The sequence below is a fragment of the Cellulomonas sp. P4_H4 genome, assembly GCF_056400865.1.
The window spans coordinates 937,154-952,482 of the sequence record NZ_JBFUKL010000001.1 but is presented as its reverse complement, the minus strand read 5'-3'; the positions used below and the strand labels follow the sequence as shown (position 1 = coordinate 952,482).

The 15,329-nt window shown below is 68.9% G+C and carries 10 protein-coding genes; 4 read left to right on the top strand and 6 right to left on the bottom strand.

The features are described 5' to 3' along the window. Nucleotides 1-20: 20 nt before the first annotated feature. The 3 genes from AC1DPN_RS04625 to AC1DPN_RS04615 form a co-directional block, all read right to left on the bottom strand. On the bottom strand, nucleotides 21-2,147 hold the full coding sequence (locus AC1DPN_RS04625; protein WP_477083523.1) for a glycosyltransferase family 2 protein: 2,127 nt from the start codon (nucleotides 2,145-2,147) through the stop codon (nucleotides 21-23). 245 nt (nucleotides 2,148-2,392) lie between these two features. Then, nucleotides 2,393-4,738, bottom strand: coding sequence for a glycosyltransferase (locus AC1DPN_RS04620; RefSeq protein WP_477083522.1), 2,346 nt, complete (start codon nucleotides 4,736-4,738; stop codon nucleotides 2,393-2,395). Between the two features lie 235 nt (nucleotides 4,739-4,973). Then, nucleotides 4,974-5,375, bottom strand: coding sequence for a hypothetical protein (locus AC1DPN_RS04615; protein ID WP_477083521.1), 402 nt, complete (start codon nucleotides 5,373-5,375; stop codon nucleotides 4,974-4,976). Between the two features lie 12 nt (nucleotides 5,376-5,387). On the opposite strand from AC1DPN_RS04615, the gene AC1DPN_RS04610 reads away from it, so the two are divergent. Further along, complete coding sequence (locus AC1DPN_RS04610; RefSeq protein WP_477083520.1) at nucleotides 5,388-6,017, top strand: class I SAM-dependent methyltransferase; 630 nt, start codon at nucleotides 5,388-5,390, stop codon at nucleotides 6,015-6,017. Between the two features lie 186 nt (nucleotides 6,018-6,203). Beyond that, complete coding sequence (locus AC1DPN_RS04605; RefSeq protein WP_477083519.1) at nucleotides 6,204-7,463, top strand: nucleotide sugar dehydrogenase; 1,260 nt, start codon at nucleotides 6,204-6,206, stop codon at nucleotides 7,461-7,463. Here the strand turns inward: AC1DPN_RS04605 and AC1DPN_RS04600 are convergent. Continuing rightward, the gene (locus AC1DPN_RS04600) at nucleotides 7,460-9,577 is read right to left on the bottom strand and encodes an acyltransferase family protein (protein WP_477083518.1); all 2,118 of its coding nucleotides are present in this window, start codon (nucleotides 9,575-9,577) and stop codon (nucleotides 7,460-7,462) included. The genes AC1DPN_RS04605 and AC1DPN_RS04600 overlap by 4 nt on opposite strands. Continuing rightward, nucleotides 9,574-10,722 (bottom strand): polysaccharide pyruvyl transferase family protein, encoded by a 1,149-nt coding sequence (locus AC1DPN_RS04595; protein ID WP_477083517.1) that lies wholly within the window; start codon nucleotides 10,720-10,722, stop codon nucleotides 9,574-9,576. Before AC1DPN_RS04595 ends, AC1DPN_RS04600 begins: the two co-directional genes overlap by 4 nt. 176 nt (nucleotides 10,723-10,898) lie before the next feature. Between AC1DPN_RS04595 and AC1DPN_RS04590 the strand changes: the two genes are divergently transcribed. Beyond that, nucleotides 10,899-12,455: a polysaccharide pyruvyl transferase family protein gene (locus AC1DPN_RS04590; protein ID WP_477083516.1), complete on the top strand. Its 1,557-nt coding sequence runs from the start codon at nucleotides 10,899-10,901 to the stop codon at nucleotides 12,453-12,455. Nucleotides 12,456-12,465: 10 nt separating this feature from the next. After that, a complete protein-coding gene (locus tag AC1DPN_RS04585; protein ID WP_477083515.1) occupies nucleotides 12,466-13,533 on the top strand; it encodes a glycosyltransferase family 4 protein in 1,068 nt (355 codons plus the stop codon). Nucleotides 13,534-13,542: 9 nt separating this feature from the next. Here AC1DPN_RS04585 and AC1DPN_RS04580 read toward each other — a convergent pair whose 3' ends face one another. Continuing rightward, entirely contained in the window at nucleotides 13,543-15,279 is a 1,737-nt protein-coding gene (locus tag AC1DPN_RS04580) for a glycosyltransferase family 2 protein (RefSeq protein WP_477083514.1), read from the bottom strand. Nucleotides 15,280-15,329 lie beyond the last annotated feature (50 nt).

Sequence of the window (15,329 nt, the reverse complement as noted above, 5' to 3'; positions counted from 1 at the left end):
GCGCGTGCGGCGCGACTTATCTATCCGATCTCGGCCAACCGCTCCCGTACCCAAGCAACGCGGGCGTCTCGTGCGTCCAGTCCACGCGCGTATGCGAGTGCTTCGGCAGACTGCCGCGAGTAGACGCTCGCGGAGCAACGCCAGGCTCCGGCGGGGCGGAGCCCGAGGCGGTCCGGCCAGCCCTCGGGGCGTCGCTGCACGACGGGAACTACACCGGCGGCGAGCGCAGTGACCGCGAAGGTGTGCTCCACGATGCCGGCCGCACCCGACATGACTGCGAGATCGAGGCTGCGTGCGAACTCGTCGATCGAGACGTCGCTCAGAGACGCTTGGGCGATCTCGGAGAGTGTGGGGTACGCGTCTCGGACAGACCTGAGAACGTGAGCAGGCGCGAGGAGTCGTACGTCGCATCCCGCTCGCGCCGCCCCCACCAGCGCGCCTGCCCACTTCGAGCTCACCTGCGTCATCGCTGCACCGACGATCTGCTGTCCAGCGCGCACCACACGGGGACGCCCGGACAGGTGGCTCGGGATGACCGGGAATGCTGCGTCCTCGACGTCCGCCCAAGGCAGCTCGACGCGGAGCCACATCCGTGCGTCGGCAGTCCGGCCCGCCCAGCGCGGCTCGACGCCGAACACCCAGCGCGCGTGTTCGTGACACTCGAACGCTGTCCGCACCGACCGCGGCGCATCTGCCACGCCCTCGACAGCGTCCATCAGGACTACCTCTCGCGGATGCCATGTGGCAGCCCCAGGCGGCGCAACCTGCAGAACACCCGCGTCGGCCACGACGACTTGCTTGACGTCCGCAGCGTCATCGAGCGCGACGAGCTCGACACGGCGGTCGTTCACGAGATCTAGAAGCTCCGAGCAGAGGGGCGTCCTGCCTCGAGAGAAGCGCCGAGCGTCTTCGAGGTGCAGGGCGCCGACCTTCAGGCCAGCGTCCGCCAGAGTCACCAGCTCGTGTGCCAACGGGTGTGCCACACCCGCCGGGCTCTCCCAGTCGGCGACGAGGACGATGTCGAGCACCGGCGTACGTGACTCCACGGCAAACCGCTGCGGAACCGCCAGCCGCTCCACGGTTGTGGCGAGGGGTGCGCCGGCAGCAAGTGCTTGTCCGTGCACCCGGTTGGCAAGGTCCCAGAACGCGACGCGCGAAGGGTGGGCCCAGCCCGGACCGAATTCCGCCCGGGAGAGTGACGACGCTGTGAGGCGGTAGACGGAGAGCGGCAGATCGACGGGATGTGCCGGGTGGCCAGTGGCGTGCCGGACACGCTCGACGATTTCTCGATCGGCCCCCTTGCGCGCAGGGAGGTAGCCGCCGAGCTCGCGCAAGACGTCTCGTTCGGCGAGGAACGAGGGCAAGTGCGTCGCAACTAGCCGCGACCCAGGCTTGCAGAACCGCAGGTCGGGAGTCGCTCGAAGCGACTGGCTGATCGAGGACCTCCCGCCGCCGCGCAGGATCGGCGCCATCTGGGCCTCGATCCGCTGCGGGTGCGCCCAGTCGTCGTCGTCCTGGCCCGTGACGTAGCGTCCTTCGGCTACCGCGAGGGCCGCGTTCCGCGCGAGGTAGGTTCCCCCGTTGACGGCGAGACGAACAACCCTGATGCGGTCGTCCAGAGACTCGATGTGGTCCAGAACCTCGTCGTACTCAGGTCCGGACGCGTCGTCCACGACGATTAGCTCGAGCTGGCACCATGACTGCTTGAGGATCGAGCGCACGGAGGCAAAGATCTCCTGCCCCGGCCGGAACGTCGTCATGGCGACCGAGACCAGCGGACCGTCCGCTACGGTCGCGCCGGGATCGCACGTGAGTCCGTCAAAAGCCGTCGGCGCACCATCGGCCACGCTGATCGGGGCGAGGCCACGCGTGACATAGAACTCCGCGAGGCGCCGCGCCCACCCATCAGCGTCGCCGGTCGCCCGGCCGAGGGCTGGATTCAGCGCGTCCAGGGCGATCAGCTCCGCGTACCGAGTGTCCGGCGATGCATCGAGGAACGACAACGCCTCCGCCGTTCGGCCCGTCTCGATTAGCAGCAGTGCGTGCAGCGCTTGGGCGTCGGCGTCCGTCGTTCCCAACGCGAACGAGTCCAGGAGGCTCAGGGCCGTCTCGAAGTGGTCGGGTACGTCGTGCTGCAGTGCAACCACCCGAGCAAGAGCGACGGCCCAAGGCTGGGACAGTCCAGGAGTGCGTCCGTCTGCGATCGTCGCGACGACGTCGTCGTAGGTCAGCGATCCGTCGGAACCGATCCAGGCCATGAGGTCGGCGATTCCCGCGCCCCGCGTTCGTAGGGCGGTCGAGAAGACAGACCCTGGTCCCCCGCGGGGCCCCGCCGCATAGAGCGTCGAGCGCAGGCGGGCGAGGACCTCAAGATCGCGAATGCTCGGAGTGCTCACCACGTCGTTCCGATCGATCCGCCCAGCACAGCGACGGCCCGCTGGATGTCAGACCCTGCCAGCACACGACCAGTCGATGCGCGCACGTGGTCCGCCTCTCGGACGTCGGACCACACCGCCTCGCCGAGCGAGTCCGACGTACGGACGAGACTGCCATGCGGGTTGCCGACACCTGGTGCCACAACAACAACACCAGCAGCGGCGCACTCCAGCGCGATGCGTGCCACGCCCTCCTGCCCAGGTCCGATCGCGATCACATCGATCTGCCGGAGGAAGTCATCGAACGTGACGTCGCGCCGGTAGAGCACTGTGGTGGATCCCCGAGATCCCGTGACTCGCCCCTCGACCTGGCGTTCGACCGCAAGGGCGCGAACGCCTCCCCGCGAGGGCACCCCTCTCGTGTCCGGTACTGCCCATTCACCGTCAGCGCGCGATACGAGCGCTCCGAGGACCGCCGGCCGGGCCCGGCGGTCCTGCCAACGCCGTGGCCACAGCTTCGCATCGATCGTGACCGGGAGGTCTTGGTCGTACAGGCGCACATCCGCGGCCTCAAGTGCACGACGGGCGTCGGACGTCCTCGGTAGCCAGATGGGTTGAACATCCCATCGCTCTTGAGCGAGCTCGTCGCACAACACGGGGCTCCACGACGCCTCGGCACCGCGCCCAGGCACGTCGGCCACTATCACGACACGGTCGGCCGCGATTTCGTTCCCCTGGGTCGACATCCACGCAAGCGCCCTCGGCTCTGTCACGACGAGCGCGCGTGCAGTGCACGCCTCGTCGGGCGCGACGTGGCCCACGATTCCCGCGTTGACCAGTCGCGTCGCGCCCGTGTTCGCCGGCCACTGCGGCCGCACCGGAAACCACGGGTCGTCGAGTTGCGTGAGTGCGACCCTGCCACCGCGAGCCGCCACTGCAGAGACGAGCTCCAGCCACTCCCGGACACTCGGCGTGTCGTAGCGCCAGTCGTTGGCGACCACGAGGTCGAAGGTCCCGCGCACCGCGGGGCTGAGCGCCAGCCGGTCCGGAATCTGCGGAAGTTGCCCGGTGGATACAGCGCTCGTGCTACCAGCAGCAATTCTGGCGTGCCACTCCTCGTACGAGCCCCGCATGAGCAGCCGCGCCGGATGGTGCCAGCCAGCGAAGAAGTCAGAGCGGGACAGCGAGCCCTGCTCGATCCTGGTGACCCACAACGGCTCAGGTACGTCTACGACGGCACGCCCGGAAGCGCGGAGCCGAGCGACCAGCTCGCTGTCGGCACCCCGTCGACATGCCACGTATGAGCCGAGCGCAAGCACGTCGTCGCGTCGGAACATGAGCGAGCCCTCACACCAGCGTTCGGGCCAGAAACCGCGACGATGCAAGCCGAGGCTGGGGCTGACCGTCCACGCGCGGCACCGGGTCGCGACGACATGGGTGTTGTCCAGTAGCGGCTGGAGCTGATGCTCGATCCGTAGTGGGTGGGACCAGTCGTCCGAGTCCATTCCTGCGACTATCGACCCCCGGGCCAGCCCGATACCGATGTTCCGGGCGACATACGTGCCGCCGTTGACCTCCAGTCGGTGCACGCGGACGCGATCGTCTAGCTCTCGAACCTCCGCAAAGGTCTCGTCGAACTCGGCTCCCGACGCGTCGTCAACGACGATCAGCTCGAGGTTGCGCCACGACTGCGCGAGGATCGAGCGCGCAGCGACGAAGATCTCCGGCCCGGGTCGGTACGCGGTCATGACTACCGAGACAAACGGCCCTGCCGTCCGCACCGGGACGCGCGGCGCTGTGAGGCCGTCGAACCTGGAGGGTGCGTTCTCGTCGATGGTCGGGGCATCGAGTCCGTAGGCGGCGAACAGGTCGCGCCAGATCCGCGACCACGTCCCTGCATCGCCGCCGAGCACGGGATTCTCGACATCGAGTCGCAGGAATCGCCCATCCCCTCCAGGCAACGCCGAGTCGATGATGTCCCGGACTTCGTCGAGACGATGTTCGATCAGCAACAGCTCCGCGAATGCAAGGCGATGCCGGTGACCGAGCCAGTCTGACCCGAACCGCTGCACGAGCGCCTCGTAGAGCACGAGGGAGTCTGCGGTGTCGGATTGCTCGAGGCTCTGCATCCCGACCACGAGTGCGAGACTCTCGAGCCAGCGCGGCTCGAGCGCCTCTATCTCGCCGGAGCGCGCGCGCTCGATGGCGTCGCGGAAGCTGCTCGTCCCGGCGGCTACTGCGAGCGGCTCGCGAACTGTGTGGCTGCGGAGCCTCAGTGCCGTCCGCTCCACGCCCTCATGCGGGTAACTCGCGAAGTTTCGAGCCCACACCGCGGTTGGGCCGCCCGTGTCCAGCGCCGACACCCAACCTCCACATTCTCGCCATCGTCCACGTTCAGGCTGTGTGACCAGCACGTTCGCAGTGAGCGCTCCGAGTGTAGGCTGACCGCGCCGACGCGACCAAGCCGGGCCGCGTCCCCACAGGTTGGTGACTGACAACGCCATGAAGAAACTCGTCCTGCGCGCAGTCGCTCCGACGGTCGCGGTCCTCGCTCTTGCGGGCTCCGTCCTCGCGGCGCTCGACCAGCTCCGTTGGGCGCTAGCCATTAGCCTGCTGATCGTGGGAGCCGGTGCGGCGCTCGCCGCAGAGACCTACCGCAAGACCGTTCGCACGGCGACGGCTTCCCGCCTCGACGCGGTCGCGGCAGGTGTGACAGGCCGGGTCGACCGGCTCGAGGAGCGTACGAACCGTCGTCTCGGAGAGCTCGGCGACCGCGTGGTCAGCGGAGACCGGACCCTGAGTCGCCTCGAAGCGGCTGAGAAGCGCCTGTTGCTCTCCGTCGAGCGGGTGCGCTTCAGTGTCGAGGACCTCGCGCCGCTCGTGGAGGATGTGGGCGCGACGGTTCGATCCGTCGATACGGAACTTTCGCCCCTCGTGCGAGAGGTTTCCTCGACTGTCCGATCCGTCGAGAAGCGCCAGATCCGGGATCGCTTCGCGCACAGGGACGCGATCGTGGAAGCTGTGCGGAACATGGACGCGACGCTCCAGCTGCTGCCTCTCGTCTCTGCTCGGGCGCCGCTGCCGCCCACCGGCGGCTGGGCGATCTCCGCGCGGAACCTCCTGCTGACAGTCACGCTCGCGCGTACCACCACCCCGCGGACTATTCTCGAGCTCGGCAGCGGGACATCGACCATCTGGCTCGGGTACGTCGCTGTGGAGACCGGCGCCAGGGTCGTGGCGCTCGAGCACCTCGACCAGTTTGCTGAGGCCACGCGCGCGGAGCTGGACCGGCACGGTCTGGCGCACGCGGTGGAGGTTCGAACGGCTCCACTCGTGCCCGTCACACTTCCGTCGACGAACCAGCCGTGGTACGACGTGTCGGCCCTCGGGGATCTCGACCAGGTCGAGCTCCTCCTGGTCGACGGACCTCCGGAGTCGACCGGACCGGCGGCGCGCTACCCGGCTCTTCCGGCGCTGGTGGACAGACTCGCGGATGAGGCGTGGATCGTGCTCGATGACGCCGCACGCGAGGGCGAGGCGGAGTCGATCGAGCGTTGGCTCGCGGAGGTTCCGGGCCTGTCGCTCGTGCCGACGTCGAGCGAGTCCCTCGCGTTCCTGCGCTTTGTCCGGCCGATCGGCTGACCCACCGACGGCCGCAGTCGGGGCGGCGCTCGGCGAAGCGTCCGGCTGTATAGACTCGCCGGCGAGTCTCCGGCCCGGCTGGATGAGATCGAAGGTCGTATCTCGGTCACCGTTCTACCCGCAGCCGACGGCGCGCGACTGGCAGTCGACGCGCCCCACGAGCTCACCACCACCGAAAGGCACTTCATGACCTCGGACCTCGTCGTCGTCGGACTCGGCTACGTCGGCCTCCCTCTCGCGCAGCAGGCGGCCCGATCCGGCCTCACCGTGACTGGCTTCGATGTGAACCAAGGCGTGGTCGACGGCCTCAACGGATCGGTCTCGCACATAGACGACCTCTCCGACGAGCATGTCGCTGAAATGCGGGCGGCCGGCTTTGTTGCCACGACCGACGAGTCGGTGCTCGCCGGCGCTGGGGCGATCGTCATCTGCGTACCGACACCTCTCAGCGCGGACGGCGGACCGGACCTGGGTCCGGTGCGCAGCGCCACCGCCACCGTGGCACGCAACCTCACTCCAGGCACGCTCGTCGTGCTCGAGTCCACTACATACCCAGGCACCACCGAGGAGCTCGTGCGCCCCGCGCTCGAGGCTGGTGGCCTCGTCGTTGGCAAGGACATCAACCTCGCGTTCTCGCCCGAGCGGGTCGACCCTGGTAACCCCGTGTACGGCATTAAGAACACCCCGAAGGTCGTGGGCGGTAGCACTCCGGCCTGCACCGAGCGTGCCGTGACGTTCTACGCCCGGTTCATCGACACGATCGTGCCCGCGACGGGCACCCGCGAGGCCGAAACGGCGAAGCTGCTCGAGAACACGTACCGCCACATCAACATCGCACTCGTCAACGAGATGGCTCGCTTCTGCCATGACCTCGGCATCGACCTGTGGGACGTCATCGGGTTGGCCAAGACGAAGCCGTTCGGCTTCCAGGCGTTCTATCCCGGTCCGGGTGTGGGGGGCCACTGCATCCCGATCGACCCCAACTACCTGAGTTACAGCGTGCGCAGCCAGCTCGGATACCCGTTCCGCTTCGTCGAGCTCGCTCAGGAGATCAACGCGACGATGCCGGGGTACGTCGCCCACCGCGCGCAGAACATCCTGAACGATGCCGGACTGGCCACGAAGGGGGCCCACGTGCTCCTGCTCGGTGTCACATACAAGCCGAACATCACCGACCAGCGCGAGTCCCCCGCCGTCGACCTGGCCAAGGCGCTCATCGAGCTTGGAGCCGATATCAGCTATCACGACCCGCACGTCGAGCGCTGGGGTGTCGAAGGCACCGCTCTCACGTGCGTCGAGAATCTCGACGCTGCCGTAGCCGAGTCGGACCTCGTGATCCTGGTACAGAATCACGCAGCCTACGACGCCCCTGGCCTGGCGTCGAAGGCCCAGCGGTTCTTCGACACCCGCGGCGCTACCGCCCCGGGCGTCGCGCACCGCCTCTAGCCGGAAGAGCGGACTGACTTCAGGGCCCGTTCGATCGCGCCGACTAGGTAGGGCCCCAGGCTCCTGCTGTAGGTACCGGTCAGGTGACCCACCGTGTCTCGGTAGACGAGTTGGTTCCCGATCACCGCCGGGCATCCCGTGTCGTCGCAGTAGAAGCGTGTCACGTCCGCGAGCGCGGACCCAGGGGTGGCGGCGACTGCCGCGACCAGCGGATCCGGCACTGACGCGCCTTCGCGGAGGGTCATCCCGCAGTCGTCGCCGGCACGGAACCCGACCCGCCCGACGCACTGCAGAGCGGCCTCGGTGACCACCGGCGTGTCGGACACGGCAATCACCGAGGCGCCGGCGCCGATCAGCGGCTGCCACGCGGCCGAGTACCGCTCTGCCGTCTCCGAGGCATCGCTACCCGCCTTCGTCCGTGCACCGGCCGTCAGGATCAGGTCGTATTGCCCGGCATCGACGGCCGCAAGGATCTCCTTCATCGCGGTGTCGCAGTTGCCCTGGGTCGCCTTCGGGCCCTTCTCCCTCAGCTGGCACCCGTTCCCGACGTAGGTGTCCAGCCGCCAACCGGTGGCGTCGAGCTGGTCGCGCAGGCCGGGCAGCAGCATCGCGGCGTGGCTGTCGCCCACGAGAGCCACCCGCAGGGTCTCGCCCTCGGTCCTGCCGAACGTGCACGACTTGAGCGGCTTCTTCGCCGCCGTATAGCACGAGAACGCCCCACCAGTGTCGTCGACCATCTCGCTCGGATCGGGAGTCACCGAGGACGCGTAGACCGCATCCTCGCACTCCGCGCCGGGAGCCCACGCCGCAGCCCCGTCACAGGAGCCCTGAGGACTGCCCGGGCTGTCATGGGGACCTTCAGAGGCACTGCTCTGGGCGGTAGACGCAACGGAAGCGAGCACCGCCCACGACGACCCACCCAGGACCGCCAGCATGACCACCCCGGCCACGAACGGGCGGCGGTACCGACGCACGAAGCCCGTGCCGGGAACGACCGCCGGTCCGGAGCGGCGGGCGGGACTCTCCACCAGGTGGTACGCGGCGATCGCGAGGACGAACGCCAGGGTGAGGGCGACTATGTCGAACTTCTTCGAACCCGAGAGCATGACCGTCGGCAGCAGGATGAGAACAGGCCAGTGCCACAGGTAGAGCGAGTAGGACATGTCGCCGACGTAGCCGCTGGCCCGGTTCGTCAGCGGCCACGGACCGTCCTCGTCGGACCCGTGGCCGGCGAGGAGCACGAGCGCCGTCGCGGCGACCGGTAGCGCGGCCCAGGGCGCCGGGAAGCCGTGGTCGGCACGGACCACGAGCAAGGCGGCCAGAATGCCCAGCAGCCCTACCCAGGAGAGCGCCCGGCGCACGACGCCCGACCGGGGCACGACCGCACTGCCCAGGATCGCGACGAGTGCGCCCGCGCCGAGCTCCCACACCCGGCCCAGGCTCGAGAAGAACGCGAAGCTGGGGTTCGAGCCCGTCTGGTGCAGTGCCCACGCGAACGACGCAACGACGACGACCCCCATGGCCGCGCCCACGAGGGCGCGCTGCGCCCGTTCGCGAGATCGGTGCCGAACCAGGGCGAGCAGCAGCAACATCACCCATGGCCACACGAAGTAGAACTGCTCCTCGACCGACAGGGACCAGAAGTGCTGCACCGGTGACGGCGGCAGCCCTTCTTGGAAGTAGTCGGTCCCTGTCAGCGCGAAGCGCCAGTTCGCGGCGCACAGTGCAGCCCACACCGCGTCGACCGCGGTTGTCACCGCGCGAACGCCCCCGACGAGCAGACCGGTCACCAGCACCGTCGCCGCGAGCGTCAGGGCCGCGTTCGGCAGGATGCGCCGCGCCCGTCGGGCGTAGAAGCCGCGGAACGAGATGCTGCCGGTGCGTGCGTGCTCGCGCAGCAGCAGGCCAGTGATCAGGTACCCGCTGACGACGAAGAAGACGTCGACACCCACGAAACCGCCCTGTGGCCAGCCGAGCAGGTGGTCGGCCACCACAGCCAGCACCGCGACGGCGCGCAGTCCCTGCACGTCGCGTCGCTGCGTCGTGCGCGTTTCGGGCACGCCTGCGGAGCTCGCGTCGAGCGAGTCCCGCGCGACGACCTGCGGACCGGTCATCGCGCTGGGGCGGCCACCGCGACGGCCTCGATCACCGCGTCGACCAGGTCGCGCATGTGCTCCTCCGCCTGGGCACGGATCCGTGTGACGTCGGCCGGGTTGACCTCGGGCCGAGCGTCGAACGTCTCCACCAGCTTCGGGGACTCGAAGCGGGCAACGAGGGCGTCGAGCCCGATGCGGCGCATGAAGTTGACGTTCTTGTTGGTCGGGACCAGCACGATGGAGGGGACGCCGTACATCGTCGCAACGACGGTGCCGTGGAACTTCATCGAGGCGAGCACGGTGCACTCCCCGATCGCGCGCGAGAGGTCGTCGAGTTCTTCGCTGTACACGATCTCCTTGCCCTCGATCTCCAGCGTGTCGGCGTTCTCGCGGTCACGCACACCGACCACACCCGTGCCCAGCACGATGTGCCGGATCCGCCAGCCCTCGTCAGTCGCGTGGTGCGCCAGGCGCTTCAGCTGCGTGTAGTCGTCCGGTACCGCGATGCCGGAGCGCAGGCGCGTGACGAGACCGAGGATGGGCGCACCTTCTGGCCGCACGGCCTCGGGGAGGTCGAGGCTGCACACGATGTCGGGGGCGACCAGCACCTCGAGCGGCGGCTCGAGCCACTTGCGGATCCACTGTGCGGCCTGGTCGTCGCGCACGCCGATCCGTCGGACGTTCGGGTGGTGCATGAACCGCCGGTGCCGTCGGATGATGGGCTCGCGCTCGGGTCGCGCGTTCGCTCCGCTGTACTGCGGGACTCCGACGCCGACGACGAACACCGGCTTGGCCAGGAACGCGTGGTTGAAGTAGCGCGGGTCCTGGTTCCAGGGCTGCAGGATGTCGCCGCCGCCGATGACGATCGCATCGAGCTCGGCGACGATCTCCTCTACTGGTCTGGAGAAGAACGGCGGGTTGGACAGGTCGGCAATCACGCGAAGCTCGAACTGCGGGCCGAGGTACTGCTTGAACACCTCGAGGAAGAGCTCGTCACCGTAGTTGCCGTCTCCGAAGAAGCCGGCGAGCCCAACGACCTTGCGACGGTTCGGGTCGGCGGCGGCGCCCGCAGCAGGGGGTGCCGGAAGACGGCTCAGCGCAGTGCGGCCGGAGATCCGCGCGCGGCGTCTCAGGCGGCCAGCCGCCTGGCGAAGTCGACGCATCGGGTCGGGTCCTCTCGTCTGGGGTCGGTCCGAGGACCATGACCCGGGGCCGTCCGTCCACGCAGGCTCGGACTGCGGCGCGTGGGCTCGGGACGACAACTCCGGGGACGAGGATACGGCCCGGGAGGCGATTGCTCCTCGCACCCGCGTCCTGCAAGGTCGACTATCCTCAGCCCGTGGACGAGCCTGGCGACTTCTTGCGACGTGTCGGCGGGGTCTCCACGTTCCAGTGGAACCCGCTGCGTCCGATTCCTGGCCGAGACGAACTCGTCACGGTCAACAACGTCGGAGACCTGCTCGGCCCACTCGTCGTCGAGCTCATGCTTCAGCATCTCGACCCGGACGCCCGCGTCGAGGAGACGCCGGACCGCACGGTGTTCTCTGTCGGCTCGGTCATGCACTTCGCTGGCCGCGGAGACGTCATCTGGGGTACCGGCATCAACGGCAAGGTCTCCAACGACACCATTCGTAGGGACCAAGGACTCGACGTTCGCGCCGTGCGCGGACCGTGGTCCGCGGCGTTCTTGACCGCCCGCGGCTGCACGGTCCCCCGGGTGTACGGCGACCCGGCCCTCCTCCTCCCCCGGCTCATGCCCGAACTCCAGTCGTGGGCTCGGACCACCCGCCGCGACGTCCTGGTGGCACCCAACTTCAACGACCTGGGAACTATGGAGACAGGCGACCACGCCGTCCTGATTCCCACCGACCCATTGAGAACGGTCCTGCGGACCATCGCCCAGTCGGGCTTCGTCGTGGGTTCCTCGCTGCACGCGATCGTCGTCGCCGACTCGCTCGGAATCCCCGCGCGCCTCGTCGCATCCCCGTCGGAGGACCTGTTCAAGTACCGCGACTACCTTGGGGGCACCGGCCGATCGCTCACCCGGGTTGCGGCATCTGTCGAGGAGGCGTTGGCGCTCGGCCCCCACGAGCCAGCCGACGTCGATCTCGACCTCCTCCAGGCGACGTTCCCGCTGGACGTCTGGAACCTCGGGCCCCGCCAGAGGACCTACCGCGGCGCCGAGATAGCAACCGCTGAGTTCAGCACCGCGCTGCTCGACGCGTGGCTCACGTCGGTCACTCCCGAGGCCGACCATACGGCGATCGAGCGCGCATTCGTCGACGAGCGACTCCCAGCCGTCCTGCGGGCGGCCGCCGATCCCGAGCACGCCGCCGAAGCGGTCGACGAAGCTGCGACCTACCGCGAGCTCGTCCTGCCCGCACTCGATCCGGGCATCCTCCCGCCCGAGCTCGCCGAGGCGCTCACGCTGCTCGACGACCGCGACGTGACCCGGCTGCGCCTGGCTCACCACCTCCACGGCGCGCCCGAGGTCGCCGAGCTCCGCGCCGCCCGACCGACCTCGCGAGGAGCGGTCCTGGCCTTGTCCATCCGGCTCAGCCGAGTCCGGGGTGGCGTCGAGCGAGCCGAGCTCGAGCTCGTCGGCGTGCAGACCGGCGACGTGCGCACGGTCCGCCTCGACACCTTCCCGCTGCACGCCGCGCAGTGGCTCCTCGAGCTGGACGTCGTCGTTGACGTCGCCCCGCAGGCGGAGCCGCAGCAGGTCTTCGTGCGACTGTCAGACGCGGATGGCAACGACCGACGGATCGCGGTGGGCGCGCCAGGCACGATCGGCCTCCGGCTCGACCTCGACCGACAGGAAGCACAGACGCCGCCAGAACACGTCGGTCCGTGGGTCCTCGATCCCGCCGTCCTCTCGACCGACACAGCCGCTTAGGACCCGCACAATGCCGCGCATCGTCGCCTTCCCCGCGTGGGAGGACAACCCGTACCTCAACATGCTCTACCTGTCCGCCGTCTCGAGCGGCTGGTCGCTGCAGGGAACGACGCGCACCGACAACCTCATCCGACTGCTCGGGACGATGGGATCCGGCGACGTCGTGCACATCCATTGGACGGCCCCGGTCTGCCAGCGCGCCGACTCCTACGCCGCTGCCCGCCGTCAGCTCGACGAGTTCACCGAGGCTCTCGAGTCGGCCACAGCTGCCGGCGTGGACCTCATCTGGACCGTGCACAACGTTCTTCCCCACGAACTCCACTACCGAGACCTCGAGATCGAGCTGGCGAACCTGCTGGTCAGGCTGTCGGCGCAGGTCATCCAACTCAACTCCCACACAGTGGAGGCCGTCGCGGCCGACTACGAGCTGCCGGTCGACAAGGTGGTGACCCTGCCGCACTCGTCGTACCACGGGGTCTACCCGAATTCCGTCACTCGCGCCGATGCAAGGGCGCGGCTCGGCGTTCCGTCGACGTCGCCCACCGTGGCTTTCGTGGGACAGATACGGCCCTACAAGGGCATCAGCACGTTGCTCGCAGCGGTGGGCACCCTTTCGGACGACGTCGAGGACCTAACCCTGCTTCTCGCCGGAAAGGTACATCCGGACCTGCTTCCGGACATCGATCGTCAGCTGCCGGTCGGGGTACGCGTCGTGCGGTCGCACGGCTTCGTCGACGACGCCGACCTACAGCTCTGGTACCGCGCCGCCGACGTACTCGTACTCCCGTACGACCGCGTGCTCAACTCCGGCAGCGCCCTGCTGGCCGCAACCTTCGGGCGGCCGTGCATCCTGCCCGGCGAGCCGCACATGGTCGGGGAGTTCGGCGACGAGGAGTGGGTGTCGTTCTTCACCCCCGGGGCCGGGGCGGTCGCCAGCCTGGCACGTGCCCTGCATACCGCGCTCGACGGCTCAGCAAGGACCGGTGCGGCAGCCGAGACCTTCGCGCTCGCCTACACGCCGTGGCAGATGAGCCGCGACTACGTCCGGATTCTCGAGTCCCTGTCGGCACCGGCCTGACCCGCTGGACTAGCGTGCAAAACTCCTCATCGCCCGCCGGAACATGCGCTCGTGGACCGCGGCGAGTCGAACGACAGACACCGGCCCGTCGCGCTTCAGGCGTCTGCTGACCGAGAGCAGGCGCCATCGGCTCCGCGAGGCGGTCACGGCGGACCGTTCGACCACGAGAGGGGACTGGGCGGCACCCCCGGACGTCGGGTACGTGATCTCGAAGACCCACGTGCCCTGACTCGGCAGAGCCCGGGCAGGGACGCGGAAGCGCAACGTGCCCCCGCCGTCTCCTCGCAAGGTCGCAACCTCGCGACGGCTCGCAGGTGAGCCGGGCTTGACGGCAGTCACGCTTCCCGAGTCGTCCAGGGCGCGCACCGGGCGCTCGATCACCACGTCAGCCGCGCGTCTGCCCACGACGACCGAGCGTGCCCGTACTGCTGCGAGCACGCCGACCGGTGGAGTCCGGAGCAGCTGCGAGACGTCACCCGTGGCCAGCGCCTGGCGGATGCGGGCGTCGTGCGGGCGTTCCGCGTCGCCGACCGGGCTGTCGAACAGGGCCTCGTGACCGGCCACCACCGCCAGCAGCTCCTGCGCTTCCGGCTCCGACAACGGCGTGGGCAGAGCCGTCATGCTCTCCACGACGTAGCGGTACGCAAGAGCGTGTAGGCCGGCGTCGGGCACGCGAGAGGACTCGACGAGCACCGCCACGATCTGCATAGCTTCACGCGGCTGCAGAGGCACGAAAGGTCTGTCCTCCTCGCCCATCATGCCTACGACCGCCCGCGCCCACTCGTGGTGTCCGAGAGCGAAGAGGCTGTAGACGGCCTGACGGTCTGCAGAGAGCCGCTGCCAGGCGCTCGGCGGGGCGCTGCCCAGCATCCGCGTCAGGAGCGCTGGCAGCTCGGCGTCGACCTGTCCCGTCGTCGGCTCCTGCAGGTATCGCCGGACGTGAACCCACCCGTCGGCATCCAGAAACATGCTCCAGAACACGGCTGTCAGACCAGGATCTTCCACGCCCGCGACCAGCGCCGCGCACACGATCTCCTGCGAGAGGTAGCTGCGCAGGCTCACGTCGGCGCGCGCCTGCGACGTCATCGAGGACGCACCCGGACGGTCGCGGTAGAGGTAGACGATGTCCGGGAGCACGTCGATGCTCGTCGCACTCACGAGGGCCGCGGTCATCGGGGCGACGTCGTTGGAGCGGGGAACGCTGGGGAACCGGATGGCCTCGCGCTGCCAGAACTCGCGGCTGAACAGCCTGTTCCAGCACGCGCGGTTGCGGATCAGGACGGGGTGGTCGACGAGCCGGATGCCTGCCCGGGGCGTCCCGAACGCGTTCCAGCGGCCCGTGGGGCTCCACGTGCGCAGTGCCGAGAACTTGAGGAAGTCACCGATGACCATGTCCGAGCCCGAACCGGCCGCGGAGGCGTGCATGGTCGCGTACGCCCCCGCCGGGACGATGTCGTCGCCGTCGCAGAACGCGATGTAGCGGCCGCGAGCGAGCTCGGCGCCGTAGTTGCGGCACTGGCCGCCACCGGTTCCCGGCATGCGCACGGCGCGGATCCGTGGGTCGTGGGCCGCGCGCTCGAGCACGCGCGTCCACGTGCCGTCCGTCGAGCCGTCGTCGACGAGCACGACCTCGAGGTCGAGGGTCTGCTCGTCGAGGATGCTCGTGAGGCAGTCGTCGATCCAGTCGACGACGTTGAACGTCGGGATGATCACCGAGACGTCGGGGGACGTCACTGGGTCAGCCACCTGTACCTCACTCTTCTGCGGGCTGCTCTCGTCAGCTTCGGCGTCTGCGT